This window comes from Streptomyces sp. NPDC012508 (assembly GCF_042902595.1).
In the GTDB taxonomy this organism is placed as follows: Bacteria; Actinomycetota; Actinomycetes; order Streptomycetales; family Streptomycetaceae; genus Streptomyces.
Window position 1 is genome coordinate 118,501 of the sequence record NZ_JBIBEO010000007.1, and the last position, 24,806, is coordinate 143,306.

The 24,806-nt window shown below is 70.2% G+C and carries 26 protein-coding genes; 16 read left to right on the forward strand and 10 right to left on the reverse strand.

Features of this window, described 5'->3' with window-relative positions:
- Positions 1-77: 77 nt before the first annotated feature.
- The 9 genes from atpB (at position 78) to ACFY8U_RS24210 (ending at position 7,825) form a co-directional block, all read left to right on the forward strand.
- Positions 78-887, forward strand: coding sequence for a F0F1 ATP synthase subunit A (atpB, locus tag ACFY8U_RS24170; protein WP_361672518.1), 810 nt, complete (start codon positions 78-80; stop codon positions 885-887).
- A gap of 95 nt (positions 888-982) precedes the next feature.
- On the forward strand, positions 983-1,240 hold the full coding sequence (atpE, locus tag ACFY8U_RS24175) for an ATP synthase F0 subunit C (RefSeq protein ID WP_158990502.1): 258 nt from the start codon (positions 983-985) through the stop codon (positions 1,238-1,240).
- A gap of 41 nt (positions 1,241-1,281) precedes the next feature.
- Positions 1,282-1,824, forward strand: coding sequence for a F0F1 ATP synthase subunit B (locus ACFY8U_RS24180; RefSeq protein ID WP_352188978.1), 543 nt, complete (start codon positions 1,282-1,284; stop codon positions 1,822-1,824).
- Positions 1,821-2,636, forward strand: coding sequence for a F0F1 ATP synthase subunit delta (locus ACFY8U_RS24185; RefSeq protein WP_361434699.1), 816 nt, complete (start codon positions 1,821-1,823; stop codon positions 2,634-2,636). The genes ACFY8U_RS24180 and ACFY8U_RS24185 overlap by 4 nt, the downstream gene beginning before the upstream one ends.
- A gap of 133 nt (positions 2,637-2,769) precedes the next feature.
- Positions 2,770-4,368, forward strand: coding sequence for a F0F1 ATP synthase subunit alpha (atpA, locus tag ACFY8U_RS24190; protein WP_361434698.1), 1,599 nt, complete (start codon positions 2,770-2,772; stop codon positions 4,366-4,368).
- 20 nt (positions 4,369-4,388) lie between these two features.
- Positions 4,389-5,306: a F0F1 ATP synthase subunit gamma gene (locus ACFY8U_RS24195; RefSeq protein ID WP_361434697.1), complete on the forward strand. Its 918-nt coding sequence runs from the start codon at positions 4,389-4,391 to the stop codon at positions 5,304-5,306.
- Positions 5,306-6,748: a F0F1 ATP synthase subunit beta gene (gene atpD, locus ACFY8U_RS24200; protein WP_389573484.1), complete on the forward strand. Its 1,443-nt coding sequence runs from the start codon at positions 5,306-5,308 to the stop codon at positions 6,746-6,748. The genes ACFY8U_RS24195 and atpD overlap by 1 nt, the downstream gene beginning before the upstream one ends.
- A 111-nt stretch (positions 6,749-6,859) precedes the next feature.
- Complete coding sequence (locus ACFY8U_RS24205) at positions 6,860-7,234, forward strand: F0F1 ATP synthase subunit epsilon (RefSeq protein ID WP_352188973.1); 375 nt, start codon at positions 6,860-6,862, stop codon at positions 7,232-7,234.
- 144 nt (positions 7,235-7,378) lie between these two features.
- The gene (locus ACFY8U_RS24210; RefSeq protein ID WP_361434695.1) at positions 7,379-7,825 is read left to right on the forward strand and encodes a DUF2550 domain-containing protein; all 447 of its coding nucleotides are present in this window, start codon (positions 7,379-7,381) and stop codon (positions 7,823-7,825) included.
- 138 nt (positions 7,826-7,963) lie between these two features.
- On the opposite strand, the gene ACFY8U_RS24215 is transcribed toward ACFY8U_RS24210, so the two are convergent.
- The 3 genes from ACFY8U_RS24215 to ACFY8U_RS24225 all read right to left on the reverse strand — a co-directional run bounded on the left by ACFY8U_RS24215 (position 7,964) and on the right by ACFY8U_RS24225 (position 11,793).
- Complete coding sequence (locus ACFY8U_RS24215) at positions 7,964-9,811, reverse strand: glycosyl hydrolase family 18 protein (protein ID WP_389573487.1); 1,848 nt, start codon at positions 9,809-9,811, stop codon at positions 7,964-7,966.
- Positions 9,812-9,940: 129 nt separating this feature from the next.
- Positions 9,941-10,591 (reverse strand): response regulator, encoded by a 651-nt coding sequence (locus tag ACFY8U_RS24220; RefSeq protein WP_389573489.1) that lies wholly within the window; start codon positions 10,589-10,591, stop codon positions 9,941-9,943.
- Positions 10,579-11,793, reverse strand: a complete 1,215-nt coding sequence (locus ACFY8U_RS24225; RefSeq protein WP_389573492.1) for a sensor histidine kinase — start codon at positions 11,791-11,793, stop codon at positions 10,579-10,581. Before ACFY8U_RS24225 ends, ACFY8U_RS24220 begins: the two co-directional genes overlap by 13 nt.
- Positions 11,794-11,947: 154 nt before the next feature.
- Between ACFY8U_RS24225 and ACFY8U_RS24230 the strand changes: the two genes are divergently transcribed.
- A complete protein-coding gene (locus ACFY8U_RS24230) occupies positions 11,948-12,535 on the forward strand; it encodes a hypothetical protein (RefSeq protein ID WP_389573495.1) in 588 nt (195 codons plus the stop codon).
- Between the two features lie 59 nt (positions 12,536-12,594).
- Here ACFY8U_RS24230 and ACFY8U_RS24235 read toward each other — a convergent pair whose 3' ends face one another.
- From ACFY8U_RS24235 to ACFY8U_RS24245, 3 genes are read right to left on the reverse strand one after another with little or no spacing between them, the layout of a single operon-like run.
- Entirely contained in the window at positions 12,595-13,167 is a 573-nt protein-coding gene (locus tag ACFY8U_RS24235; RefSeq protein WP_361434691.1) for a cob(I)yrinic acid a,c-diamide adenosyltransferase, read from the reverse strand.
- Between the two features lie 13 nt (positions 13,168-13,180).
- Positions 13,181-13,930: an ABC transporter permease gene (locus tag ACFY8U_RS24240; protein ID WP_361434690.1), complete on the reverse strand. Its 750-nt coding sequence runs from the start codon at positions 13,928-13,930 to the stop codon at positions 13,181-13,183.
- 25 nt (positions 13,931-13,955) lie between these two features.
- Entirely contained in the window at positions 13,956-14,729 is a 774-nt protein-coding gene (locus tag ACFY8U_RS24245) for an ABC transporter ATP-binding protein (protein WP_389573499.1), read from the reverse strand.
- Between the two features lie 72 nt (positions 14,730-14,801).
- On the opposite strand from ACFY8U_RS24245, the gene ACFY8U_RS24250 reads away from it, so the two are divergent.
- The 4 genes from ACFY8U_RS24250 to ACFY8U_RS24265 all read left to right on the forward strand — a co-directional run bounded on the left by ACFY8U_RS24250 (position 14,802) and on the right by ACFY8U_RS24265 (position 19,709).
- A complete protein-coding gene (locus ACFY8U_RS24250; RefSeq protein ID WP_361434688.1) occupies positions 14,802-15,437 on the forward strand; it encodes a TetR/AcrR family transcriptional regulator in 636 nt (211 codons plus the stop codon).
- 130 nt (positions 15,438-15,567) lie between these two features.
- Positions 15,568-16,416 (forward strand): 3-hydroxyacyl-CoA dehydrogenase family protein, encoded by an 849-nt coding sequence (locus ACFY8U_RS24255; protein WP_389573502.1) that lies wholly within the window; start codon positions 15,568-15,570, stop codon positions 16,414-16,416.
- Between the two features lie 126 nt (positions 16,417-16,542).
- A complete protein-coding gene (locus ACFY8U_RS24260; RefSeq protein ID WP_024761898.1) occupies positions 16,543-16,866 on the forward strand; it encodes an STAS domain-containing protein in 324 nt (107 codons plus the stop codon).
- Positions 16,867-17,153: 287 nt separating this feature from the next.
- On the forward strand, positions 17,154-19,709 hold the full coding sequence (locus ACFY8U_RS24265) for an ATP-binding protein (RefSeq protein WP_389573506.1): 2,556 nt from the start codon (positions 17,154-17,156) through the stop codon (positions 19,707-19,709).
- A 70-nt stretch (positions 19,710-19,779) separates the two neighbouring features.
- Here the strand turns inward: ACFY8U_RS24265 and nucS are convergent, their stop codons facing one another.
- Positions 19,780-20,451 carry an endonuclease NucS gene (gene nucS, locus ACFY8U_RS24270; RefSeq protein WP_361434685.1) on the reverse strand — a complete coding sequence of 224 codons (672 nt, stop codon included), beginning with the start codon at positions 20,449-20,451 and terminating at the stop codon, positions 19,780-19,782.
- Between the two features lie 228 nt (positions 20,452-20,679).
- Between nucS and ACFY8U_RS24275 the strand changes: the two genes are divergently transcribed.
- On the forward strand, positions 20,680-21,072 hold the full coding sequence (locus ACFY8U_RS24275; protein WP_017236120.1) for an SCO5389 family protein: 393 nt from the start codon (positions 20,680-20,682) through the stop codon (positions 21,070-21,072).
- A gap of 98 nt (positions 21,073-21,170) precedes the next feature.
- On the opposite strand, the gene ACFY8U_RS24280 is transcribed toward ACFY8U_RS24275, so the two are convergent.
- Positions 21,171-22,205, reverse strand: a complete 1,035-nt coding sequence (locus ACFY8U_RS24280; RefSeq protein WP_389573509.1) for an LLM class flavin-dependent oxidoreductase — start codon at positions 22,203-22,205, stop codon at positions 21,171-21,173.
- 198 nt (positions 22,206-22,403) lie between these two features.
- Between ACFY8U_RS24280 and ACFY8U_RS24285 the strand changes: the two genes are divergently transcribed.
- The gene (locus ACFY8U_RS24285) at positions 22,404-22,730 is read left to right on the forward strand and encodes an ATP/GTP-binding protein (protein ID WP_389573511.1); all 327 of its coding nucleotides are present in this window, start codon (positions 22,404-22,406) and stop codon (positions 22,728-22,730) included.
- Positions 22,731-22,766: 36 nt separating this feature from the next.
- Here ACFY8U_RS24285 and ACFY8U_RS24290 read toward each other — a convergent pair whose 3' ends face one another.
- Both ACFY8U_RS24290 and ACFY8U_RS24295 read right to left on the reverse strand, forming a co-directional pair.
- The gene (locus ACFY8U_RS24290) at positions 22,767-23,588 is read right to left on the reverse strand and encodes an ABC transporter permease subunit (RefSeq protein WP_389573513.1); all 822 of its coding nucleotides are present in this window, start codon (positions 23,586-23,588) and stop codon (positions 22,767-22,769) included.
- Complete coding sequence (locus ACFY8U_RS24295) at positions 23,585-24,682, reverse strand: ATP-binding cassette domain-containing protein (RefSeq protein WP_389573515.1); 1,098 nt, start codon at positions 24,680-24,682, stop codon at positions 23,585-23,587. Before ACFY8U_RS24295 ends, ACFY8U_RS24290 begins: the two co-directional genes overlap by 4 nt.
- Positions 24,683-24,806: the final 124 nt, after the last annotated feature.

Here is a 24,806-nt window from a genome sequence, read left to right on the forward strand (position 1 = left end):
AGTGCCGACCCGCGGCTGCGTGCCGCGCCGACACAACGAGGTTGCCGTACCTATGCGCCACGCTGAAGGAGCCCGCGGTGAGTGCTGACCAGACGCTTGCCTTCGACCCGGATTGCCACATCTTCAGTGGATGTGGCTTCCCGGCGCCGGGCCTGCACACGTTCATGTACGAGCCCATCGCCACGGTGGCCGGCATCGAGATCACCAAGCCGATGCTGCTTGCTCTGCTGGGCTCCATCGTGGTCGTCGGGTTCTTCTGGGCCGCCTTCAACAAGCCCAAGCTGATCCCCGGCAAGATGCAGATGGTCGGCGAGGCCGGTTACGACTTCGTCCGCCGCGGCATCGTCTACGAGATCATCGGCAAGAAGGACGGCGAGAAGTACGTCCCCTTCATGGTGTCGCTGTTCTTCTTCGTCTGGATCATGAACCTCTGGTCGATCATTCCGCTCGCCCAGTTCCCGGTCACCTCGCTGATCGCCTTCCCGGCCGGTCTCGCGCTGATCGTGTACGTCATGTGGATCTCGCTGACCTTCAAGAAGCACGGCTTCGTCGGCGGCTGGAAGAACATCGTCGGTTACGACAAGTCCCTCGGTGCGATCCTCCCGATGGTCGTCGTCCTCGAGTTCTTCTCGAACCTCATCATCCGGCCCTTCACGCACGCGGTCCGACTGTTCGCGAACATGTTCGCCGGTCACCTGCTGATCGTGATGTTCTCGCTGGCCACCTGGTACCTCATGAACGGCCTGGGCTTCGTCTACGCCGGCGCCTCGTTCGTGATGGTCCTCGTGATGACGGCCTTCGAGCTCTTCATCCAGGCCGTCCAGGCGTACGTCTTCGTCCTCCTGGCCTGCAGCTACGTCCAGGGCGCGCTGGCCGAGCACCACTGAGCCATTCCCGCCCCGGGATCCAGCTAGACCCCCAATCCAACAGTCGTCCGGTGGCCAACCCCCACCGGGTCATTGAAAGAGAAGGAAGTAACGGCATGTCCGCTGCTCTCGACATGGTCAACCTCGCGGCCTCCGCCAAGGAGAACGTCGTCGGCAACGTCGCCTCGATCGGCTACGGCCTCGCCGCGATCGGCCCCGGCGTCGGCGTCGGCATCATCTTCGGTAACGGTACGCAGGCCCTCGCCCGCCAGCCCGAGGCCGCCGGTCTGATCCGCACCAACCAGATCATGGGCTTCGCCTTCTGTGAGGCGCTCGCCCTCATCGGCATCGTCATGGGCTTCGTCTACCAGTAAATCGGACCGACAGCCCACACCTTTTTACGGAAGGCACTGATGTGAACGCTCTGCTTCTTGCGGCGGAGGAGCCCCAGCCTCCTCTGATCCCGCATCTTGACGAGCTCGTCATCGGCCTGATCGCCTTCGTCATCGTCTTCGGCTTCCTCGCCAAGAAGCTCCTCCCGAACATCAACAAGGTTCTGGAAGAGCGTCGGGCGGCCATCGAGGGTGGCATCGAGAAGGCCGAGTCGGCCCAGATCGAGGCCCAGAGTGTGCTGGAGCAGTACAAGGCCCAGCTCGCCGAGGCCCGCCATGAGGCCGCGCGTCTTCGCCAGGAGGCGACGGAGCAGGGCACCGCGATCATCCAGGAGATGAAGGCGGAAGGCCAGCGCCAGCGCGAGGAGATCATCGCGGCCGGCCACACGCAGATCGAGGCCGACCGCAAGGCCGCGGCGACCTCGCTGCGCCAGGACGTGGGCAAGCTCGCCACCGACCTGGCCGGCAAGCTGGTCGGCGAGTCCCTCGAGGACCACGCCCGCCAGAGCCGCACGATCGACCGCTTCCTCGATGAGCTCGAGGAGAAGGCCGAGGCCGTCCGATGAACGGAGCGAGCCGTGAAGCGCTGGCTGCCGCACGTGAGTCCCTCGACGCGCTGACCGACAACACCTCGGTCGACGCCGCGAAGCTCGCGGGCGAGCTGGCCGCAGTCACCACGCTGCTCGACCGCGAGGTGTCGCTGCGTCGGGTCCTGACCGACCCGGCGCAGGCGGGCGAGGCCAAGGCTGAGCTCGCCGGGCGACTGCTCGGCGGTCAGGTGGGCGGCGAGACCGTCGACCTGGTGTCCGGCATGGTGCGTTCCCGCTGGTCGTCCTCGCGTGACCTGGTCGACTCGGCCGAGGAGCTGGCGAACATCGCCGACCTCACCGCGGCGCAGCAGGCCGGCGCACTGGACGACGTCGAGGACGAGCTGTTCCGGTTCGGCCGGATCGTCACCTCCAGCACCGAGCTGCGCTCGGCGCTGACGGACAAGGCCGCCGCGGCGTCCGCCAAGAGCGAGCTGCTGCGCAGCCTCCTCGGCGGGAAGGCCAACCCGGTCACCGAGCGTTTGGTCGTCCGTCTCGTGGCCCAGCCGCGTGGACGTAGCCTGGAAGCGGGACTCGAGTCCCTCTCCAAGCTCGCCGCGGCGCGCCGGGACCGGATGGTCGCCGTCGTGACGTCGGCGGTGCCGCTGACCGATCAGCAGAAGCAGCGCCTCGGTGTCGTCCTGGCCAAGCTGTACGGCCGCCAGATGCACCTGAACCTCGAAGTGGACCCCGCGGTCCTCGGCGGGATCACGGTGCAGGTCGGTGACGAGGTCATCAACGGCACCATCGCGGAGCGCCTCGACGAGGCGACCCGGCGACTGGCCGGCTGACGTCGGCCGGCAACTGAACACAGCATCACCTGCGGCCCGGTTGGGCCGTGCAGAGATTGCAGAAGATTCCTGGGGGTCGGCCCCCAGACCCCCAAGAAGACTTCGGGCCCAACAAGGAGAGCAGGGAACCCAGATGGCGGAGCTCACGATCCGGCCGGAGGAGATCCGGGACGCGCTGGAGACCTTTGTCCAGTCGTACCAGCCGGACGCGGCCTCGCGCGAGGAGGTCGGAACGGTCAGCCTGGCCGGCGACGGCATCGCGAAGGTGGAGGGCCTGCCCTCCGCCATGGCGAACGAGCTGCTGAAGTTCGAGGACGGCACCCTCGGTCTCGCCCTCAACCTCGAGGAGCGCGAGATCGGTGCGATCGTCCTCGGCGAGTTCAGCGGTATCGAGGAGGGCCAGCCGGTGCAGCGCACCGGTGAGGTTCTCTCCGTAGGTGTCGGCGAGGGCTACCTCGGCCGCGTCGTCGACCCGCTCGGCAACCCGATCGACGGTCTCGGCGAGATCGCGACCGAGGGCCGCCGCGCCCTCGAGCTGCAGGCCCCGGGCGTCATGGCCCGTAAGTCGGTGCACGAGCCGATGGAGACCGGCTACAAGGCCGTCGACGCCATGACTCCGGTCGGCCGTGGTCAGCGTCAGCTGATCATCGGTGACCGTCAGACCGGCAAGACCGCGCTGTGTGTCGACACGATCATCAACCAGCGTGACAACTGGCGCTCGGGCGACGTGAACAAGCAGGTCCGCTGCATCTACGTCGCCATCGGCCAGAAGGGCTCGACCATCGCGTCCGTTCGCGGCGCCCTGGAAGAGGCCGGCGCGCTCGAGTACACGACGATCGTCGCCGCCCCGGCGTCCGACCCGGCCGGCTTCAAGTACCTGGCGCCGTACACCGGCTCCGCCATCGGCCAGCACTGGATGTACCAGGGCAAGCACGTCCTGATCGTCTTCGACGACCTGTCGAAGCAGGCCGACGCCTACCGCGCCGTGTCGCTGCTGCTGCGCCGCCCGCCGGGCCGTGAGGCCTACCCGGGTGACGTCTTCTACCTGCACTCGCGTCTCCTCGAGCGCTGCGCGAAGCTCTCGGACGAGCTGGGTGCCGGTTCGATGACGGGTCTGCCGATCGTCGAGACCAAGGCGAACGACGTGTCGGCGTTCATCCCGACCAACGTCATCTCCATCACCGACGGCCAGTGCTTCCTGGAGTCCGACCTGTTCAACGCCGGCCAGCGTCCGGCCCTGAACGTCGGTATCTCGGTCTCGCGTGTCGGTGGCTCCGCCCAGCACAAGGCGATGAAGCAGATTTCCGGTCGCCTCCGTGTCGACCTGGCCCAGTTCCGTGAGCTGGAGGCGTTCGCCGCCTTCGGTTCGGACCTGGACGCCGCGTCGAAGGCGCAGCTGGAGCGTGGTCAGCGCATGGTCGAGCTGCTCAAGCAGGCTCAGTACCAGCCGATGCCCACCGAGAACCAGGTCGTTTCCGTCTGGGCCGGCACCACCGGCAAGATGGACGACGTCCCGGTGGCCGACATCCGCCGCTTCGAGGCCGAGATGCTGGCGTACCTGCGCCAGAGCCACTCCGGTCTCATGACCTCCATCCGTGAGGGCGGCAAGATGTCGGACGACACCCTGCAGTCCGTGGCCGACGCCATCGCGGAGTTCAAGAAGCAGTTCGAGACCTCTGACGGGAAGCTGCTGGGCGACGACGCTTCCGCTGCCGTCAACGTCTCGAAGTGACGACGGAAGGGACCTGACTCATGGGAGCGCAGCTCCGGGTCTACAAGCGTCGCATCAAATCCGTCACCGCGACGAAGAAGATCACCAAGGCGATGGAGATGATCGCCGCCTCGCGTGTCGTCAAGGCGCAGCGCAAGGTGCAGGCGTCGACCCCGTACGCCACCGAGCTGACCCGCGCGGTCACCGCGGTGGCCACGGGTGCGAACGACAAGCACCCGCTGACCACCGAGACGGAGAACCCGACCCGTGCCGCGGTCCTGCTCCTCGCGAGCGACCGCGGTCTGGCCGGCGCCTTCAACTCCAACGCCATCAAGGCGGCCGAAGCGCTGACGAAGAAGCTGGAGAGCGAGGGACGCGAGGTCGACATCTATGTCGTCGGCCGTCGTGGCATCGCGCACTACAACTTCCGTGAGCGCAAGCTGGCCGACTCGTGGACCGGTTTCACGGACCAGCCGGAGTACGCGGACGCCAAGAAGATCGCGGCTCCGCTGATCGAGGCGATCGAGAAGGACACGGCCGAGGGCGGAGTGGACGAGCTCCACATCGTCTACACCGAGTTCGTCTCGATGATGACGCAGACGGCGGTCGAGGCCCGGCTGCTGCCCCTCAGCCTCGACGAGGTGGCGAAGGAGGCGGGCGAGCAGGACACGCTCCGTCCGCTGTACGACTTCGAGCCGTCGGCGGAGGACGTCCTCGACGCCCTTCTGCCGCGCTACGTCGAGAGCCGGATCTACAACGCGCTGCTCCAGTCGGCTGCCTCCAAGCACGCCGCCACGCGCCGTGCGATGAAGTCGGCGACCGACAACGCGGGAGACTTGATCAACAACCTCTCCCGACTTGCCAACGCGGCCCGCCAGGCCGAAATCACCCAGGAAATCAGCGAGATCGTCGGTGGCACCGCAGCCCTGGCCGACGCGACCGCGGGGAGTGACAAGTAATGACGACCACTGTTGAGACGGCCGCCGCCACGGGCCGCGTCGCCCGGGTCATCGGCCCGGTCGTCGACGTGGAGTTCCCCGTCGACGCGATGCCGGAGATCTACAACGCGCTGAACGTCGAGGTTCCGGACCCGGCCGAGGAGGGCGCGACCAAGACGCTGACCCTCGAGGTCGCCCAGCACCTCGGTGACGGCGTCGTCCGCACCATCTCCATGCAGCCCACCGACGGCCTGGTCCGCCAGGCCCCGGTGACCGACACCGGCAAGGGCATCACCGTGCCCGTCGGCGACGTCACCAAGGGCCGTGTGTTCAACACGCTGGGTGAGGTGCTGAACGCCGACGCCTCCACCGTGGCCGACGCGCCGCGCTGGACGATCCACCGCAAGGCCCCGGCCTTCGACCAGCTCGAGTCCAAGACCGAGATGTTCGAGACCGGCCTGAAGGTCGTCGACCTTCTCACCCCGTACGTCAAGGGTGGAAAGATCGGTCTGTTCGGTGGTGCCGGTGTCGGCAAGACCGTTCTGATCCAGGAAATGATCGTCCGTGTGGCCAAGCTGCACGACGGTGTGTCGGTCTTCGCGGGCGTCGGCGAGCGCACCCGTGAGGGCAACGACCTCATGGTCGAGATGGAGGAGGCCGGCGTTCTCGACAAGACCGCGCTGGTCTTCGGCCAGATGGACGAGCCCCCGGGCACCCGTCTGCGCGTGGCCCTCGCCGGTCTGACCATGGCGGAGTACTTCCGCGATGTGCAGAAGCAGGACGTGCTGTTCTTCATCGACAACATCTTCCGCTTCACGCAGGCCGGCTCCGAGGTCTCCACCCTGCTCGGCCGTATGCCCTCCGCCGTGGGTTACCAGCCGAACCTGGCCGACGAGATGGGTCTCCTCCAGGAGCGCATCACCTCGACCCGTGGTCACTCGATCACCTCGATGCAGGCGATCTACGTCCCCGCGGACGACCTGACCGACCCGGCTCCGGCCACCACCTTCGCCCACCTCGACGCGACGACGGTTCTCTCCCGTCCGATCTCCGAGAAGGGCATCTACCCGGCCGTGGACCCGCTGGACTCCACGTCCCGGATCCTGGACCCGCGCTACATCGCGCAGGACCACTACGACGCCGCCACGCGCGTCAAGGGAATCCTGCAGAAGTACAAGGACCTCCAGGACATCATCGCGATTCTCGGTATCGACGAGCTGAGCGAGGAGGACAAGCTCGTTGTCCACCGCGCCCGCCGTGTCGAGCGCTTCCTGTCCCAGAACACCCACGCGGCGAAGCAGTTCACCGGTGTGGACGGTTCGGACGTTCCGCTCGACGAGTCGATCGCCGCGTTCAACGCGATCTGCGACGGTGAGTACGACCACTTCCCCGAGCAGGCCTTCTTCATGTGCGGTGGCATCGAGGACCTCAAGAAGAACGCCAAGGAGCTTGGCGTCTCCTGAGCCCCGTGCTCTCGTGAGGGGGGCGGGTGTGTCCCGCCCCCCTCGTCACGCCCATTAGAATTGACCCCAACACCCGGCACGACCGCCGGGTGGTGACCCGAGGAGCCACCCTTGGCTGCTGAGCTGCACGTCGAGCTGGTCGCCGCGGACCGGAGTGTCTGGTCCGGCGAGGCCACCCTGGTCATCGCACGTACCACCTCCGGCGACATCGGCGTCATGCCCGGCCACCAGCCGCTGCTCGGTGTGCTGGAGTCGGGCCCGGTGACCATCCGTACCAGCGAGGGCGAGACCGTCGTCGCCGCTGTGCACGGTGGATTCATCTCGTTCGCCGACGACAAGCTGTCTCTGCTCGCGGAGATCGTCGAGCTGGCGGACGAGATCGACGCCCAGCGCGCCGAGCGTGCGCTGGAGCGCGCCAAGTCGGAGTCGGACGCCGCCGCCGAGCGTCGCGCCGATGTCCGGTTGCGTGCGGTAGCGGTCCGCTAGCGGACCGCGCCGAGAGTTGTGCCCTCAGCCGCGGCACGGCTGGAATTATCCAGACCGTGTCGCGGCTGAGGCGATGCAGATGCAGGTTGTATTCGGTTACGCCGGCGACGCCGGTCACGGGACGCAGCGAGGAGGTCGGTGAAGATGTTCCTCGCTCTGCTCCTGAGCGGCCTGGTCGTCGCACTGGTGGTGATCGGGCTCTTCGTCTTCGGCTTGCGCCGGAGGCTGATCCAGCGTGCCGGCGGCACCTTCGACTGCTCCCTGCGCTGGAACATCCCCGAGGAGCCGGACCCCTCCGGCAAGGGCTGGGTGTACGGCGTCGCCCGCTACAGCGGTGACGAGATCGCCTGGTTCCGGGTCTTCTCGTACGCCCCCCGCCCCCGCCGCGTCCTGGAGCGCTCGGCCATCGAGGTCCTGGAGCGCCGGATGCCCGAGGGCGAGGAGGAGCTCGCGCTGCTCTCCGACGCCGTGATCCAGGGCTGTATGCACCGGGGGACGCGGCTCGAGCTGGCGATGAGCGAGGACGCTCTCACCGGCTTTCTCGCATGGCTGGAGGCCGCGCCTCCGGGCCAGCGAGTGAATGTGGCCTGATCGGCGCCGCCCCGATGAGTCCCCCGGACGAGGCCGGGGGAAGCAGCATCCGGGGCAGCCGCATTCGGGGGAGCTGCATCAGAACGTACGACGGCGGGGACGGTGTGCTGCACCGTCCCCGCCGCGTTTTCCGAGGGGCTAGTTCAGCCCGTTGTTGATGGCGCTCACCAGCTCGCCGTTGGCGGTGTCACCGGTGAAGTCCCAGAAGAACGCGCCGCCCAGGCCCTGGTTCTTCGCCCAGCTCATCTTGGACGTGACCGTCGCCGGGGTGTCGTAGCTCCACCAGTTGGAACCGCAGTGCGCGTACGCCGTACCGGCCACCGTGCCGTTGGCCGGGCAGGTGTTCTTCAGGACCTTGTAGTCCTCGATGCCCGGCTCGTACGTGCCCGGCGCAGCGCCCGTCGCCGTGCCGCCCGGGGCGGACTGGGTGACGCCGGTCCAGCCGCGGCCGTAGAAGCCGATGCCGAGCAGCAGCTTGTTCGCCGGGACGCCCTTCGCCTTGTACTTGGCGATCGCATCGGCGGAGTTGAAGCCCGCCTGCGGGATGCCGGGGTACGAGGTCAGCGGGGAGTGCGGGGCCGTCGGGCCCTGCGCCGCGAAGGCGCCGAAGAAGTCGTACGTCATCACGTTGAACCAGTTCATGTACTGCGCGGCGCCCGCGTAGTCGGCGGCGTCGATCTTGCCGCCGGACGAGGCGTCGGCCGTGACGGCCGCCGTGACCAGGGCGCTGCTGCCGAACTTGGCGCGCATGGCCTGCATCATGTTCTTGAACGAGGCCGGGCCGCTGCTGTCGCAGGACAGGCCGCAGGCGTTCGGGTACTCCCAGTCCAGGTCGATGCCGTCGAAGACGTCGGCCCAGCGCGGGTCCTCCACCAGGTCGTAGCAGGACTGCGCGAAGGCGGTCGGGTTCTGCATGGCCTGGCCGAAGCCGCCGGACCAGGTCCAGCCGCCGAAGGACCACAGCACCTTGATGTTCGGGTACGCCTTCTTCAGCTTGCGCAGCTGGTTGAAGTTGCCGCGCAGCGGCTGGTCCCAGGTGTCCGCGACGCCGTCGACGGACTGGTCGGCGGTGTAGGCCTTGTCGTAGTCCGCGTAGGAGTCACCGATCGTGCACCGGCCGCCGGTCACGTTGCCGAAGGCGTAGTTGATGTGCGTGATCTTGGACGCGGAGCCGGACGTCACGATGTTCTTGACGTGGTAGTTCCGGCCGTAGACACCCCAGTTGGTGAAGTAGCCCAGCTTCACGGTGGAGCCGGGGTTGGGGTTGCCCCCGCCGCCCGTGGTGCGGACGCTCGCGGTGCCGCTGGCGGGGCCGGTCTGGTCGATGGTGTCGCGGGCGACGACCGTGTAGCTGTAGTCGGTGCCGGCGGTCAGCCCGGTGTTCGTGTACGTCAGTCCGGTGACCGTGGCGACCGTGGTGCCGTTGCGCTTGACGTCGTAGTTCTTGATGCCCTTGTCGTCGGTCGCGGCGGTCCAGGTCAGCTTGACCGAGGTGTTGGTGATGTCGGAGGCAACGGGCGTGCCGGGGGCGGAGGGCGCGTTGTCGCCGGGCTGGGTGGACCCGTCGCAGGAGGCGCCGTTGATCTTGCAGCCGCTGGGGGCGCCGGAGCCGGAGCCGTTGAAGCCGAAGGAGACGCTGGCGCCGGGGGCGAGGGTCCCGTTCCAGCCGACGTTCTTGGCGGTCCAGTGGGTGCCGGCGCTGGTGACGGTGGCGTCCCAGGCGGAGGTGACGGCCGTGCCGGCGGGGTAGTCCCACTCGACGGTCCAGGAGGAGAGGGTGGTGGTGCCGGTGTTCTTCACCGTCCACTTGCCCTCGAAGCCGGTGCCCCAGTCGGAGACCTTGTTGTACGTGGCGGTGGCCGCCGTGGCGGCCTCGGCGGGAGCGGCGAGGCCGACCATGGCGGCCAGCGGCAGGATCAGGGCGGTCAGACCGGCGGCGGCCCGGTGTCTGAACCCTGTTCTGCGCGTCGGTGCTTGAGTGCTCAACGGTGCTCCTCAAGTTGCGGACGGACGAACGAGAGAATGGGGGTGGTCCGTGAAGTGCGCGCGCCCCGCGAGCGTAGAAAGGTCTGGACCAACCGTCAAGAGGTCCAGACCAACGTCGACGAGTGTCCTTCAGACACCCAACTCCCGTGCGACGACCGCCGCTTGAGCCCTGCTGCGCACCCCCAGCTTGCCCAGCACCTTGCTGACGTGCGTCTTCACCGTCGCCTCCGCCATGTCGAGCCGCCCCGCGATCTCCGCGTTCGACATCCCCTTGGCCAGCACCGACAGCACCTCGCGCTCCCGGGGCGTCAACGCGTCCAGTACGGAAGCGTCCGCCCCGCTCCGCGTCGGCGCGGGCCCGCGCGGGGACGCGAACTCGGCGATCAGCCGCCGCGTCACGGCCGGGGCGATCAGGCCCTCCCCGCGCGCCACCGTCCGTACCGCCTCGATCAGGTCCTTCGCGTCGGCGTTCTTCAGCAGAAACCCCGCCGCCCCGGCCCGCAGCGCCCCGAAGACGTACTCGTCCAGATCGAAGGTGGTCAGCACGAGCACATCGGCCAGCCCCTCCGACACGACGAGGCCGGTAGCCGTCACCCCGTCCATCCGCGGCATCTGGATGTCCATCAGGACCAGATCCGGGCGCAGCTCACGGGCCAGCTCCACCGCGCGCTCGCCGTCCGCCGCCTCCGCGACCACCTCGATGTCCGGCGCGCTGCCCAGGATCAGGACAAGCCCCGCCCGGACCGCGCTCTGATCCTCGGCCACGATCACCCGTACCATGCCGACGGCTCCTTGTCGCTCGTACCGACGGGCAGGACAGCCCGCACCCGCCATTCTTTCCGCCCGGCGTCGGCCGTCACCGGACCGGCCTCGAACTCCCCGTCGAGCAGCGCCACCCGCTCCCGCATCCCCACCAGACCCGCCCCGGAGCCGGGGGCGCGCGGCCCCGGCTGCCCGCCGAGCACACTGGTCACGCCCACCGTCAGAGCGCCGTCCGGGCGGTGGCCGAGCTCCACCCGTACCTCGCCCGGCGCCGCGTGCTTGAGGGCGTTCGTCAGCGACTCCTGCACGATCCGGTACGCGGCGAGCCCGACCGGGGCCGGCGGCGCCGCGTCGTCCTCCGCCCGGGTGTCGTCGACCGTGAACGTCAGCCCGCTGCTCCGCCCGTTCGCCGCGGCCTGGGCCACCAGCGCGTCCAGGCCGTCCAGGGTGGGCGCCGCCGCCGGCTCCACGTCCCCGCTGCTGTCCCGGAGCAGCCCGATCAGCCGCCGCATCTCCGCGAGACCGTCGACGCTGTTCTCCCGGATCACGGTCAGCGCCTGCCGGGTGGTCCCCGGATCGTCGAGCGACAGCGCTGCCGTGGAGTGGATCGCGATCGCGGAGAGATGGTTGGCGACCATGTCGTGCAGCTCCCGCGCCATCCGGGCACGCTCGGCCACGACGGCCTGACTGCGGTCCATCTCGGCGAGCAGCGCGGTCTGCTCGGCCCGGAGGCGTGCGGCGTCGGCGGCCTGACGGTGGTTGCGTACGACGGCTCCGGTGACGGCGGGCAGGAACGACACCATGCCCGTGATCAGGCCGACCACCAGGGCGATCGCGTTCTGCCACCAGACGAGGAAGCCGATCGTCACCCCGATCGTGATCAGCCCGGTCGTGTACGGGATGCGCCGGGCGGCGGCGGGTCTCCCGTAGACCACGGACGCGTAGACCAGGTCCGTGAACATCAGCGCGGTCACGAGGCTGCCGTAGGTGAACTGGTCCGCCACGAGCGCGACCGTGCCGACGGTCAGGGCCGTCTGCGGCATCGTGCGCCGCAGGGCCTCCATCGAGGCCATCACGACGAGCGGGATCAAGGTCGCCCACCGGGCGGTGATCAGCCGGTCGGTCTGGGTGTGCAGCCCGAAGGACCACATCAGCAGGCCGATGGCGAGGCCGCCGGCGGCGATGAGCAGGTCGTCGCGGTGCGGTCGGGGGAGTGTCACGTTCCCATCCAACACGGCGGGCGGACTCCGGGCCTCGCCGTGCGGGCCGATCCGGCCCTCCGTCGAAGGATGTAGTCGTACTTCGTCATCGGCGACGACGACCCGGCCGGAACGCCACGGGACGCTGGAGGGGAACCGAGAGGGGAGTACCGCCGTGATCGTCACGCTGATCGTGATCTGTGAGGTCGGCTTCTGGGTCCTGCTGGCCGCCGGCCTCGCCACCCGCTATCTGCTGAAGATGCCCCGGGCGGGCCTCGCCCTGCTGCTGTGCGAGCCGCTTCTGGAGGTCCTGCTGCTCGTCGTGACCGCGATCGACCTGAAGAACGGCGCGGAACCGAGCTGGCGGCACGGCCTCGCGGCGGTGTACATCGGCTACACCGTCGGCCACGGCCACCGCACCGTGAAGTGGCTCGACGGCCACGCCGCCCACCGCCTGGGCGGCGCGCCGCCGCCCGTCGGCCCGCCGCGCTACGGCATGGCGCGCGCCCGCCACGAGGGCAAGGTCTGGCTGGGCTCGGTGACGGCGGCGGCGGTCGCGTCCGGACTGCTGCTGCTCGCGATCTGGTACGTCGGCGATGCGGGGGACACGGAGTCGCTGAAGGGCTGGATCGGCGTCGCCTGGCGGGCGGCCGGCATCCACGGCCTGATCGCGCTCAGCTACGCGATCTGGCCGAGGAAGGCCCCGGCGGGCGAGCGGGAGGATGCGCTGCCGACCCGGGACCGGGACCGGGACCGGGTCTGACGACCCGGGGGCCGCGGTCTGGGGGCCGCGGTCCGGCGGCCCCCGGCCGGGGTTCGTGTCTAGCGGTCTCCGCCGGGGACCCAGAGCACGTCCCCGACCTCCTTGTTCGCCGTCCTCGCCAGAATGAAGAGCAGGTCCGAGAGGCGGTTGAGGTAGGTCGCCGTCAGGGGGTTCATGGTCTCGCCGTGGACCTCAAGCGCCGCCCACGTCGAGCGTTCCGCCCGGCGGACGACCGTGCACGCCTGGTGCAGCAGCGCCGCACCGGGCGTGCCGCCCGGCAGGATGAAGGAGCGCAGCTTCTCCAGCTCCTCCAGGAAGCGGTCGCAGTCCGCCTCCAGCTTGTCGACGTAACTCTGCTCGACCCGAAGCGGCGGGTACTTCGGGTCCTCGACCACCGGGGTGGAGAGGTCCGCGCCGACGTCGAACAGGTCGTTCTGGACGCGGACGAGGACCTTCACGACCTCCTGGTCGAGCTGCCCGAGGGCGATGGCCGTACCGATGACGGCATTGGCCTCGTTGGCGTCGGCGTACGCCGAGATCCGCAGATCGGTCTTGGCGGTCCGGCTCATGTCGCCCAGAGCGGTGGTGCCCTGGTCGCCGGTACGGGTGTAGATGCGCGTCAGATTGACCATGGCCCCAGCGTAGTTACGCTCCGGCCTTCCGGAACGTCCGTGTGCCGACCGTCACGGCGAGCACCGTCAGCCCGACGGCCACCAGGACGCCGTGCAGCATGGTCGCCGTCGCGTACTCCCCGACGTACGCGTCCCGTACCGCGTCCACCAGATAGCGGAACGGCATGAGGTGCGAGAGCACGTCCAGCCAGCCGGGGGCGAGCGCCATCGGCAGCATCAGCCCGGACAGCAGCATCGCGGGCAGCGAGAGCGCGTTGATCGTGGGGCCGAACTCCTGTGGCGTACGGACCTTCAGCGCCAGCGCGTACGAGAGCGAGGCCAGCGCGAACGTCAGCAGGGCGACGAACACGAAGCCGATCAGGATCCCGGCGAGCGGCGCCCGCAGGCCCATGGCCAGCGCGGCGAGGACCAGCAGCACGGCCTGGAAGACGAAGAGCGAGGCGTCGCGCAGGACCCGGCCGAGGAGCAGGGCGAGCCGGCTGACAGGGGTGACGCGCATCCGCTCCACCACGCCCCAGTTCTTCTCCATGATGAGCGAAAAGCCGGCGAACGAGGCCCCGAAGAGCCCGAGTTGGAGCAGCAGGCCGGGGACGAGGATCTGCCAGGAGTCGCCCTCGCGGCCGAGCGGCAGATCGGCGAGCAGCGGCCCGAAGAAGAACAGGTACAGCAGGGGCATGAGCACGCCGAACAGCATCTGGAACCGGGAGCGCAGCGTCTGGCGGGCGTAGCGACCGAAGACGATCGCGGTGTCGTGGAGCAGCAAGGGAGGCCTCGGGTTCTCTCGGGTCCTAGACGGCGACGGGGGTGTGGTCGGCGGGGGCCGGGCCGCGCCCGGTGATGGCCAGGAAGGCGTCCTGGAGGGTGGTCACCCCGTGCTCGGCCTTGAGCGCGGCCGGGGTGCCCTCCGCGATGACGACTCCCTTGTCCACGATCACCAGGCGGTCGGCGAGCGCGTCGGCCTCGTCGAGGTAGTGGGTGGTGAGCACGACGGTCGTGCCGTGCTCGTCGCGCAGCCGGCGCACCAGCGCCCACAGGTCGGCGCGGCTGCCGGGGTCGAGTCCCGTCGTCGGCTCGTCGAGGAAGAGCACGCCGGGCCGGTGGGTGAGGCCGAGCGCGATGTCGAGGCGGCGGCGCTGGCCGCCGGAGAGCGCGGCCGTGGACCGGTCGAGGAGATCGGTGAGCCCGAGCTCCCGCGCCAGTTCCTCGGCGCGGGCGGCCGCGTCCGTCCGTGACAGCCGGTAGAGCCGGCCCTGGATGACGAGCTCGGAGCGCACGGTCTCCTGCGGGTCGACCCCGCCGGCCTGGGCGACGTACCCGATCCGCTGCCGTACGGCAGCGGGGTCGGCGAGGAGGTCGTGGCCGGCGACGGTGGCCACGCCGCCGGTGGGCGGGAGCAGCGTGGTGAGCATGCGGAGGGTCGTGGTCTTCCCCGCGCCGTTGGGGCCGAGGAGACCGAGGATCTCGCCCGGCCGCACCGTGAGGTCGATCCCGCGGACCGCCTCCACGGGGCCGTTCTTCGTCTGGAAGGTCCGGGCGAGCCCGGCCGTACTGATGATGGGCATGACGACTACAAAAACAGAGTCACTGAAATTTTGCAACGTCCCCAAAAATCCAGGGGCACCTAAGATGGCGCCATGGCCGAGGGGTTGAGGGAGCGCAAGAAGCGCCAGACGAAGCAGCGGATCTCCGACATCGCCACCGGGCTCTTCCTGGAGCACGGCTTCGTGACCGTGACCATCGCGGAGATCGCGGACGCCGCGGACGTCTCCGTCAACACGGTGTACAACTACTTCCCCGCCAAGGAGGACCTCTTCCTCGACCGGATGGAAGGCGTCACCCTCCGCCTCGCGCGGATGATCCGCGGCCGGGACCAGGGGGAGTCCGCCGCCGACGCGGTCCTGCGCGAGATGCGCCAGCAGATCGGCGCGGTCTCGCCCGCGTACGGACTCATGGACGGCTTCGACGCCTTCATGAACGTCATCGAGCACGCGCCCACCCTCAAGGCCCGGCTCTTCTACCTCCAGCAGCAGGTCCACGACGCCGTCGTCGCCACCCTGCGCGAGGAGACCGGCGCGGCCGACGACGATCCGCTGCCCCTGCTCGTCGGCGGCCAGCTCGCCTGGATCGAGAACACCGTCGTCGGCTACATCACCCGCGAGATGACGGCCGGCCGCAAGGCCACCCAGGTCTCCCGGGAGGCTCTCGTCCTCCTCGACGAGATCGAGGAGCTGCTGAGCGAGCGGGTGCTGACGTACGCCGTACGGGGGTAGCCGGCCTGTCGCGAGTGTGACGTCCGTCAAACGGGGCGTGACGCGCGTTACTTCACGGTCACATCCCGCCTCACGCCCGCTAATCTCCGCCGGAGAGTCAGAAGTGAACAGGTGTTGAGGGGTGGAAGACGTGGCCAGGAAGCTCGCCGTCATCGGAGCCGGACTCATGGGGTCGGGAATCGCGCAGGTCTCTGCCCAGGCGGGCTGGGACGTCGTCCTGCGTGACGTCACCGACGCCGCGCTGACCCGGGGCACCGACGGCATCAAGGCGTCGTACGACCGTTTCGTCGCCAAGGGCAAGCTGGACGCCGCCGACGCCGAGGCCGCCCTCGGCCGGATCACCGCCACCACCGAGTTCGAGGCGGTCGCCGACGCCGACATCGTCGTCGAGGCCGTCTTCGAGAAGCTCGAGGTCAAGCACGAGATCTTCCGCGCCCTCGACAAGATCGCCAAGGACGGCGCGGTCCTCGCCTCCAACACCTCCGCCATCCCGATCACCAAGATCGCGGCCGTGACGGAGCGTCCGGAGGCCGTGGTCGGCACCCACTTCTTCTCGCCGGTCCCGATGATGCAGCTCTGCGAGCTCGTCCGCGGCTACAAGACCAGCGACTCCACCCTCGCCGCCGCGCGGGAGTTCGCCGAGTCGGTCGGCAAGACCTGCATCGTCGTCAACCGCGACGTCGCCGGCTTCGTCACCACCCGCCTCATCTCCGCGCTGATCGTCGAGGCCGCCAAGCTCCACGAGTCGGGCGTCGCCACCGCCGAGGACATCGACATCGCCTGCAAGCTGGGCTTCGGTCACGCCATGGGTCCGCTCGCCACCGCGGACCTCACCGGAATCGACATCCTGGTGAACGCCACGAACAACATCTACGCGGAGTCCCAGGACGAGAAGTTCGCACCGCCGGAGCTGATGCGCCGGATGGTGGACGCCGGTGACATCGGCCGCAAGAGCGGGCAGGGCTTCTACAAGCACTGAGTTCCGAATGCCAGTCGGCTATCACCCCGACGGGTGAATTCGGTATCAGTTCGCTTACAAGGCGCAACGCTTCTGCGCCAACGACAGTCAGTTGATGAAAAGACGGAGCACTCCAGGGGAGCGCATATGCACATCAGGGGCGACCATGTCGAGCTGGTCGTCGGGGGCCGCCTCGACGTCCGGAGCGCGGCGGACGCCCGTACGGTCCTGCACTCGGCCGTCGACGACGGAGTCGGCGACCTCGTGCTCGACCTGACCGGTCTCGACTCCTGGGACGCCACCGGGCTCGGGGTCATCATGGGCGCCCACCGCAGGGCAGGCCGCTGCGGACGGCGTCTCGTGCTGCGCGGCGTACCGCCCCAGATGCAGCGCCTGCTCGTGGCGACCCGGCTGCACCGCATCCTCGCCATCGAGGGCGGCCTCGCCGCGGAGTCGCTGCCCCGCGTCTGACCCGGGTCCCGCCCCACCGTGGGGCGGGGCGGGCCGCAGCGTGAATCGACGCCGTACCGCCTGTGAAGCTGCTGTGCGAAACCGGCGTCCCGGGCCAATCCTTAGCGGACCGTGACGTCTTGGGCGGGGTGGTACCCCGCCTGTTCCCGGATACTCGTTGAACGTCTAGGGTTCGGTCGCCCGCCCATTGACGGACCCACCCGGCGGGCACCGGACCAGAAGCGACAGCGCGCGTGCAGATCGGCCGGAGGGGCTTCCGCACGCACCGCTTTTGGGGGGCTTGAACCATGGACCCGATGAACCGGGAGCCGGAAGAGTACGGCTACGACCACGAAGGCGACGACGTCCGCGGCGGACTCCTGCCCGAGCGCGCTCCGGCCACACCCGCCCGCGTCCGCACCGCCCGCGTCGTCTCGGGCGACCTGCTGCTCACCGTCAACCCCGTCGACGGCAGCGAGATCGAGGCCTGCCCGCCCGGAGAACAGCCCGAGCCGTCCCGCCGCCGCACCGCCCAGGAGCGCGCCGAGGCGGCCCGCGCGGCCACCCCGCCCGTACCGCCCGGCCCCGCCGCCCCGCCCCTGCCGCTGCTCGAACGGCAGGAGGAGCACGAGCGGCTCGTCCAGCTCCTCTCCCGCGGCCGCTCCGTCCGGGTCACCGGCCCCGCCGGCTCCGGCCGCACCGCACTCCTCGACGCCGTCGCCGCCGACTGCGCCGACCTCGCGCCGGACGGTGTCGTCCGGCTCTCCGGCCACCACCGGACCGCCACCGAGCTGCTGTACGAACTCCTCGCCACGGTCCAGCACGCCCCGGAGCACCGACCGGACCGCCCGGGCCTGCTCGCCCTGGTCCACGACATCGGCGCCGTCGTCGTGGTCGACGACCTGGAGCTCGGCGGCGCCACGCTCGACGAGCTGCTCACCGCCGCCCCCGAGTGCGCCTTCCTGCTCGCCGCGACCCCCGACGTCCCGGCCCCCTCGGCCGACGCCCACCTCGAAGAGGTCACGCTCGCCGGCCTCGGCCGCGCCGCCTCCCTCGAACTCCTGGAGCGCGCCGTCGACCGGCCGCTCACCGACGACGAGGCCAACTGGGCGGGCGACCTCTGGTTCGAGTCCGAGGGGCTGCCACTGCGCTTCGTCCAGGCCGGCGCCCTGCTCCGGCAGCGCGACCGGCTCCGGGTCACCCCGGCCGAGTTCGACGCGTTCGGGGCACAGGAGGACGCCGTCCCCTCGGAGTTCGACGCCTTCGGCGCCCTCGACGACGCCTTCGGGCCGGGCGCGGACGCCCCCAAGGCCCCGGCACCGCAGGACCCCGTCGACGTCGACGTGCGCGAGATACCTCTGCCCAGCCTCGGCGAGGGCGCGGCTCCCGCCGCCCTGCTCGCCTCCCGGCTCAGCCGCTCCGCCCAAGACACCCTGCGGTTCGCCGTCGCCCTCGGCGGCGAGGTGCCGCACCAGGCCCACCTCCCGGCGCTCGTCGGCGACACCCACGCGGACGCCGCCCTCGGCGAGCTCATGGCCTGCGGACTGCTGACCCCGGTCGGCACCCGCTACCGCCTCGCCGCCGGCATCCTCACCCAGCTCGTCGCCCACGGGTACGACGAGGACGCCGCAGGCCGCGCCCACACCGTCGCCCAGCACTACACCTGGTGGGCGGGACACCCCTCCGTCACCCCCGCCCGCGCGGCCGCCGAGGCCGACGCCGTCCTCGCCGCCCTGGCCGCGCTGGTGCCCGGCTCGGACCCCGAGCACCCCGCCACCGCCGTCCTGCTCGCCCGCAGCGCGGCCCCGGCCTTCGCCGCCGCACTGCACTGGGGCGCCTGGGAGCGCGTCCTGCGCGGCGGCCAGGAGGCCGCCCGGCTGGCCGGTGAGGTCGCCGAAGAGGCGTACTTCCACCACGAGTTGGGCGTCCTCGCGCTCTGCGCCGGAAACCTGGAGCGGGCCCGCGCCGAACTGGAGGCGTCGGTCGGCATGCGCGGTGTCCTCGCCGACAAGCGCGGCACCGTCGCCGGCCGCCGGGCGCTGGCCCTGGTCGCCGACCGCAGCGGCGGTCCGCGGGGCGGCGACGACGCGCCGCCCGCCGCGCGCCACGAGGAGTCCGCCTCCCCGCCGCGCGGCACCCCGAAGGCCGTCGCCCCGCCCGTCGTGCCCCGCACCGTCGTCCCCCGTACCGGCGGCGCGGCCCCGACCTCGCCGATCCCCGCCTTCCCGGACTTCGCCGACGAGGGCCCGACGCTCATCACCCGCCCGGACACCCGGCCGAGCGAGCAGGGTACGAAGCGGGGCGGACGCTTCGGCATCGTCGCCGGGGCCCGCCGTAACCTCGTCGCGGTCGGTACGGGAGCGCTCCTGGCCGCCGTGCTCGGCACGGTCGTGACCATCGGGGCCACCTCGGGCGACGCCGAGGACGGGGGCACCGGCCGGGTCACCTCCGACCGTACGGCCAGTGAGGAGAGCGGCGACGAGATCCTCGACGCCGAGGAGCCGACCGAGGGCACGGAGGATCGCCCCTCGGAGAGCGCCTCGCCCACGCCGTCCGGATCGACGAGCCCGGGCACGCCCGGCTCCTCGGGCACCCCGTCCGCCCCGACGTCGGGAACGCCGAGCGCGACGTCGCCCACGACGGGGGCACCGGTCCCGACGACGACCCCGCCGCGTCCGACGACGAGCCCGACGCGAACGACGTCACCCAAGCCGACGCCGACACCGACCAAGACGCCGCCGACGACGCCTCCCACGACGCCGCCGACCACACCCCCGACGACCCCGCCGACCACGCCGCCGACTGACGGCCAGGGAAGCCCCAGCAACTCGGCCTCCGGCGACTCCACCGGTACACCGGCCTGACACGACGACGGCCCCGGGTGCGTTCACCGCACCCGGGGCCGTCGACGTATCCGTACGTCCTGAAGTCGTCCTAGAACAGCCGCAGCTTGTCGTCCTCGATGCCGCGCATCGCGTCGTAGTCGAGTACCACACAGTCGATGCCGCGGTCCGTCGCGAGCACCCGCGCCTGCGGCTTGATCTCCTGCGCCGCGAACACACCCTTCACGGGCGCGAGGTGCGGGTCGCGGTTCAGCAGCTCCAGGTAGCGGGTCAGCTGCTCCACACCGTCGATCTCGCCCCGCCGCTTGATCTCCACCGCCACCGTCGCCCCGTCGGCGTCCCGGCAGAGGATGTCCACCGGGCCGATCGCGGTCGGGTACTCACGGCGGATCAGCGTGTGGCCCTCGCCCAGCGTCTCGATGCGATCGGCCAGCAGCTCCTGGAGGTGCGCTTCCACGCCGTCCTTGATGAGGCCCGGGTCCACACCGAGTTCGTGCGAGGAGTCGTGGAGGATCTCCTCCATCGTGATGATCAGTTTCTCGCCCGCTTTGTTCACCACGGTCCAGATGCCGGCCTCTCCGTCGGCACCTTCCTTGAGGGTGCACGGGGGCGACATCCAGTTCAGCGGTTTGTACGCGCGGTCGTCCGCGTGGATGGAGACGCTGCCGTCTGCCTTGACCAGGATCAGACGGGGAGCGGAGGGCAGGTGGGCGGTGAGCCGGCCGGCGTAGTCCACGGAGCAGCGGGCGATGACGAGACGCATGGTCGGCAACGCTACAAGACACACGCTCTTCCGCGCGATTCGGCTCTTAACGCCCGCTGGACGACCGTCACTTATTGGCCGGTTGTGCTCCCATTCTCCTGGTGCGCTCCGGACGCCGCGCTTACCGTGGAGACAGGAGGTCGCCGTCCGTGCACGCTGCGTGTCGCACGGGGGTCCTTCATCCCTGCCCGTAAGACCCCGTCCGTCGGGGTCGCGAGAGGAGAACCCATGTCGCTCGACGTCTCACCGGCGCTGTTGGAACAGGCCGAGCGAGGCGAGGTCGACGAAGCCGACTTCGTCGACTGCGTCCGGACCTCCCTGCCCTACGCATGGGAGATGATCAGTTCTCTGGTGGCCCAGCTGAAGGTCGACGGTGGCGAGTTCGCCGACAACCAGACGCCGCCGCCGAACGAGCAGGCACGTGGTCAGCTGTTGCGTGCACTCGCGAGTGATGCCATCCGTGGTGCGCTCCAGCGGCACTTCGGGGTGCGTCTGGCCTTCCAGAACTGCCACCGTGTGGCGGTGTTCCCGCTCGACCCCGCGGTCGACGAGCGGCTCGCCCGCTTCACCTCCGTACGGGGACAGCTGCTCAACCAGTCGCCGGAACTGCGCGACTGCTGAGGCACGGTGCCGCCGCTCCGCATCGCGGGAGACGCGATCGATGCGAATGATGCCGGAGCGGCGGCATCGCACCCGCACACCGCACCTGACACATGGACTCAGACCAGCAGGGGGAGCACCTCGGCCCCCAGCCGCCGTACGTTCTCCTCGGTGGCCGCGAGATCGCCCGTGCCCTCGGCGAGCAGCGCGAAGCGCGTGATGCCCGTCCGCTCCGCCGTCGCCGCGAGCCGGTCCGCCGCGAGCCGGGGTGTGCCGACCGGGTGCAGTCCGCAGAGCAGCTCCGTGTAGGCGACGGGGTCCCGCATCGCGCGGTGCCGGCCGTCCACGGTCACATGGGCTTGGAGCCCCTGCTTCAGCCAGCCCGGCATCGCCTTCACCAGCGCCTCGGCCGCGTCCCGCGGAGCGTCCGCGAGCTGGACCACGCCCGCCGAGACATGGCCGGCGCCGATCCGCGCGATCTCGTCGGGAGTGCGGCCCGCGTCCCGGGCGAAACGTTCCCACGCGGCCACCATCTCGGCCTTCTCCTCGTCGCCGCAGTGCATCCCGAGCAGCATCGGCAGCCCGCGCCCGGCGGCCAGCTCGACGCTCTTCGGGGAGGTGCAGGCGACGACCACCTCGGGCGACGCGTCCCCGCCGATGAGCTCCCCGGGGCGCGGCACGACGGCCACCTCACGGAAGGCGAATCGTTCTCCCTCGGCCGACACCCGGGACTCGGTCAGCCAGCGCAGCAGCAGATCGAGCGACTCGGGGAAGCCCTGTTCGTATGCCGGCAGACCCGCGCCGAACACCTCCAGATCGACCCAGGGACCGCCTCTGCCCACGCCGAGCGTGAACCGGCCCCCGGACGTCAGATGGAGCAGGGCGGCCTGCTCGCCCAGGGCGACCGGATGAACGGTCGGCAGCACACTCACCGCCGTGCCGACCCGGATCCGGCGCGTCCGTCCCAGGAGCAGCGCCGCCAGCGTCACGGCCGACGGACAGACGCCGTACGGAACGAAGTGGTGCTCGGCGAGCCAGACGGAGTCGAGCCCCGACTCCTCCACGACCTCTGCGGTCCGCACCGCCCGGTGCAGTGCCTCGCCCTGACCCTGGCCCGGGAACTGGGCGGCCAGAACAAACGTACCCACGCGCATCGCCTTCTGCCTCCTTGCGGCCGACGCGGTTCTCCCCCTCGTACTGGCAACAACGTCTGACACGTGCCAAAGGCAACGGCCTCTCATGAAGTTCTTGCGATTTTCCGCTGATTCGGCTCGGAGGGTGGAAGGGCCACTCCGTCGCGGCCCGTACGCTTGATGGAACGTTCCGTGTACCCGGCCCCGTGAGGTGAATACGTGTCCCCCCGTCGCAACCGCCCCCAGGGCGGCGAGAAGCCGGACCGTCCGGGCGAGCCGGGCGACCGGTACGGCGGATCGCAGCGCAGCGAGAGCTGGCAGGGCGAGGAGTGGCTCGTCCGGCACGTGGCCGGCGCGAGCGCGCCCGGCAAGCGCTACCGCTGCCCCGGCTGCGACCAGGAGATCCCCGGGGGCGCGCCGCACGTCGTGGCATGGCCGGAGTACGGGGGAGTGGACGACCGCCGCCACTGGCACAAGGCCTGCTGGAGCGCGAAGGACCGCCGCACCACGCGGGTGCAGCGGTCCCGTAACGCGCCGAAGTACTAGCCCCGGGTCACACGTACCAGCTCTCGGGCCCCAGGGTCAGACGTCCCGGCGGTTCAGCAGGGCGTACGCGCCGGCCATCGCCGCCGCCACGATGATCGCCATGATCCAGATCGGGTCCCAGCCCGAGGGGCCGCCCTCGCCGACCGTCGCCCGGCCCGCGTACAGCGCGATGAGCTGACTCGGGATCGCGTAGTCGAGCAGCCACTCCTGGACCGTGGCCAGCGACTCCGAGAACATGAACATCGCCGCCACCAGCGGCAGCAGCAGCACGCCGATCATGATCGTGATCGAGCCCGCCGAGTGCCGGATGATCGCGCCGACGGCCAGCGACAGCAGGCCGAGCAGGGCAAGGAACAGGCCGACGCCGACCGTGGCCCGCAGCCACTCGCCCGACGTGGGCTCGGCGGCAGTCACCATCGACACCTGCGCCATCCCCACCACCGCCGCCGTGACGGTGGTGACGGTGAAGACGAGCAGGAAGAAGACGATCGCCTTGGCCGTCAGTACCCGGCTCCGGCTCGGGCAGGCGGTCAGCGTGGTGCGGATCATGCCCGTGCCGTACTCGGAGGCGATGGTCAGCACGCCGAGCGTCATCACGCAGATCGAACCGAGCAGCACACCGAAGAAGCCGAGCGTGAGCGCCGATTCGTTCTCCGTGGGCGCCTCGGTGCTGGCCACGACCGCCGCGACACCGAGACCCAGGGCCAGCATCAGCAGCACCATCACACCGAGCGTCCACATGGTGGAGCGCAGCGAACGGATCTTGGTCCACTCCGAGGCGAGAGCGTCCCCGAGGTGCGCCCGGCGCACCGGGATCGGCGAGACGTACGAGGCCGGGAAGGGGCTGGGGGCGGTCATCGGGCGTCCTCGGTGTTGTTCTTGGCGGGCTCGCTCTGCGTCGCGTACGGGTTCTGTCCGGGCGGCGGCGGCGCGTACCACCCCTGCTGCGGCACGTCCTGCACCACCGGCGGGGCCGGTTGCTGGAGGTGCTGGAGGTGGTGCGGCTGCGGCTGCTGGAGATGCGCCAGCTGGTCCTCGGTGGAGCGGTAGTCCACGGCGCCCTGCGTCATCCGCATGTACGCCTCCTCCAGCGAGGCCTGGTGCGGGGACAGCTCCCAGAGGCGTACGTCCGCGTCGTGCGCCAGATCGCTGATCCGCGGCAGCGGCAGACCGGTCACGCGCAGCGCGCCGTCCGGCTCGGACATCACCTGGCCGCCGGCCTCGGTGAGCGCGGCCGTCAGCTTCTCGCGCTGCTGGGGCTCCGTTTGCGGCGTGCGCACCCGGGCGAAGTCCGCCGAGTTCGCCGAGATGAAGTCCTTGACGCTCATGTCCGCGAGCAGCTGGCCGCGGCCGATCACGATCAGATGGTCGGCGGTCAGCGCCATCTCGCTCATGAGGTGGCTGGAGACGAAGACGGTCCGGCCCTCGGAGGCGAGCTTCTTCATCAGATTGCGGACCCAGAGGATGCCCTCGGGGTCGAGACCGTTGACCGGCTCGTCGAAGAGCAGCACCTGCGGGTCGCCGAGCAGCGCGGCGGCGATGCCGAGCCGCTGCCCCATGCCCAGCGAGAAGCCCTTGGAGCGGCGCTTGGCGACGTCCTGGAGGCCGACGACCCCGAGCACCTCGTCGACCCGCTGCGCCGGGATCCCGGCGAGCTGGGCGAGCGACAGCAGATGGCTGCGGGCGCTCCGCCCGCCGTGCACGGCCTTGGCGTCGAGGAGCGCACCCACCTGGCGGGGCGCGTTCGGCAGCTGCCGGAACGGATGGCCGCCGATCGTGACGTGCCCGGACGTCGGCCGGTCGAGCCCCAGGATCATGCGCATCGTCGTCGACTTGCCGGAGCCGTTGGGACCGAGGAAGCCGGTGACGGTGCCCGGCCGCACATGGAAGGAAAGGTTGTACACGGCCGTCTTGGCGCCATAGCGCTTCGTCAGGCCGACTGCCTCGATCATTCTCCAGCCCCATCGACAGGTCAGGTCGTCGGGGTCGTGGCCACTCGGGCCGGAACCCCCGTATGAGCTAGGAGCTTATCCAGCCATTGACGGTTCCGGCGAAGCATGGATCGTCATGTACGCG

Coding starts and splice junctions, on each gene's coding strand:
- atpD (WP_389573484.1), top strand. CDS start 5,306: ATGACGACCACTGTTGAGACGGCCGCCGCCACGGGCCGCGTCGCCCGG.
- ACFY8U_RS24265 (WP_389573506.1), top strand. CDS start 17,154: ATGGACCCGATGAACCGGGAGCCGGAAGAGTACGGCTACGACCACGAA.
- nucS (WP_361434685.1), bottom strand. CDS start 20,451: ATGCGTCTCGTCATCGCCCGCTGCTCCGTGGACTACGCCGGCCGGCTC.
- ACFY8U_RS24250 (WP_361434688.1), top strand. CDS start 14,802: ATGGCCGAGGGGTTGAGGGAGCGCAAGAAGCGCCAGACGAAGCAGCGG.
- atpA (WP_361434698.1), top strand. CDS start 2,770: ATGGCGGAGCTCACGATCCGGCCGGAGGAGATCCGGGACGCGCTGGAG.
- atpE (WP_158990502.1), top strand. CDS start 983: ATGTCCGCTGCTCTCGACATGGTCAACCTCGCGGCCTCCGCCAAGGAG.
- ACFY8U_RS24220 (WP_389573489.1), bottom strand. CDS start 10,591: ATGGTACGGGTGATCGTGGCCGAGGATCAGAGCGCGGTCCGGGCGGGG.
- ACFY8U_RS24195 (WP_361434697.1), top strand. CDS start 4,389: ATGGGAGCGCAGCTCCGGGTCTACAAGCGTCGCATCAAATCCGTCACC.
- ACFY8U_RS24275 (WP_017236120.1), top strand. CDS start 20,680: ATGTCGCTCGACGTCTCACCGGCGCTGTTGGAACAGGCCGAGCGAGGC.
- ACFY8U_RS24280 (WP_389573509.1), bottom strand. CDS start 22,205: ATGCGCGTGGGTACGTTTGTTCTGGCCGCCCAGTTCCCGGGCCAGGGT.
- ACFY8U_RS24245 (WP_389573499.1), bottom strand. CDS start 14,729: ATGCCCATCATCAGTACGGCCGGGCTCGCCCGGACCTTCCAGACGAAG.
- ACFY8U_RS24185 (WP_361434699.1), top strand. CDS start 1,821: ATGAACGGAGCGAGCCGTGAAGCGCTGGCTGCCGCACGTGAGTCCCTC.
- ACFY8U_RS24210 (WP_361434695.1), top strand. CDS start 7,379: ATGTTCCTCGCTCTGCTCCTGAGCGGCCTGGTCGTCGCACTGGTGGTG.
- ACFY8U_RS24235 (WP_361434691.1), bottom strand. CDS start 13,167: ATGGTCAATCTGACGCGCATCTACACCCGTACCGGCGACCAGGGCACC.
- ACFY8U_RS24290 (WP_389573513.1), bottom strand. CDS start 23,588: ATGACCGCCCCCAGCCCCTTCCCGGCCTCGTACGTCTCGCCGATCCCG.
- ACFY8U_RS24260 (WP_024761898.1), top strand. CDS start 16,543: ATGCACATCAGGGGCGACCATGTCGAGCTGGTCGTCGGGGGCCGCCTC.
- ACFY8U_RS24295 (WP_389573515.1), bottom strand. CDS start 24,682: ATGATCGAGGCAGTCGGCCTGACGAAGCGCTATGGCGCCAAGACGGCC.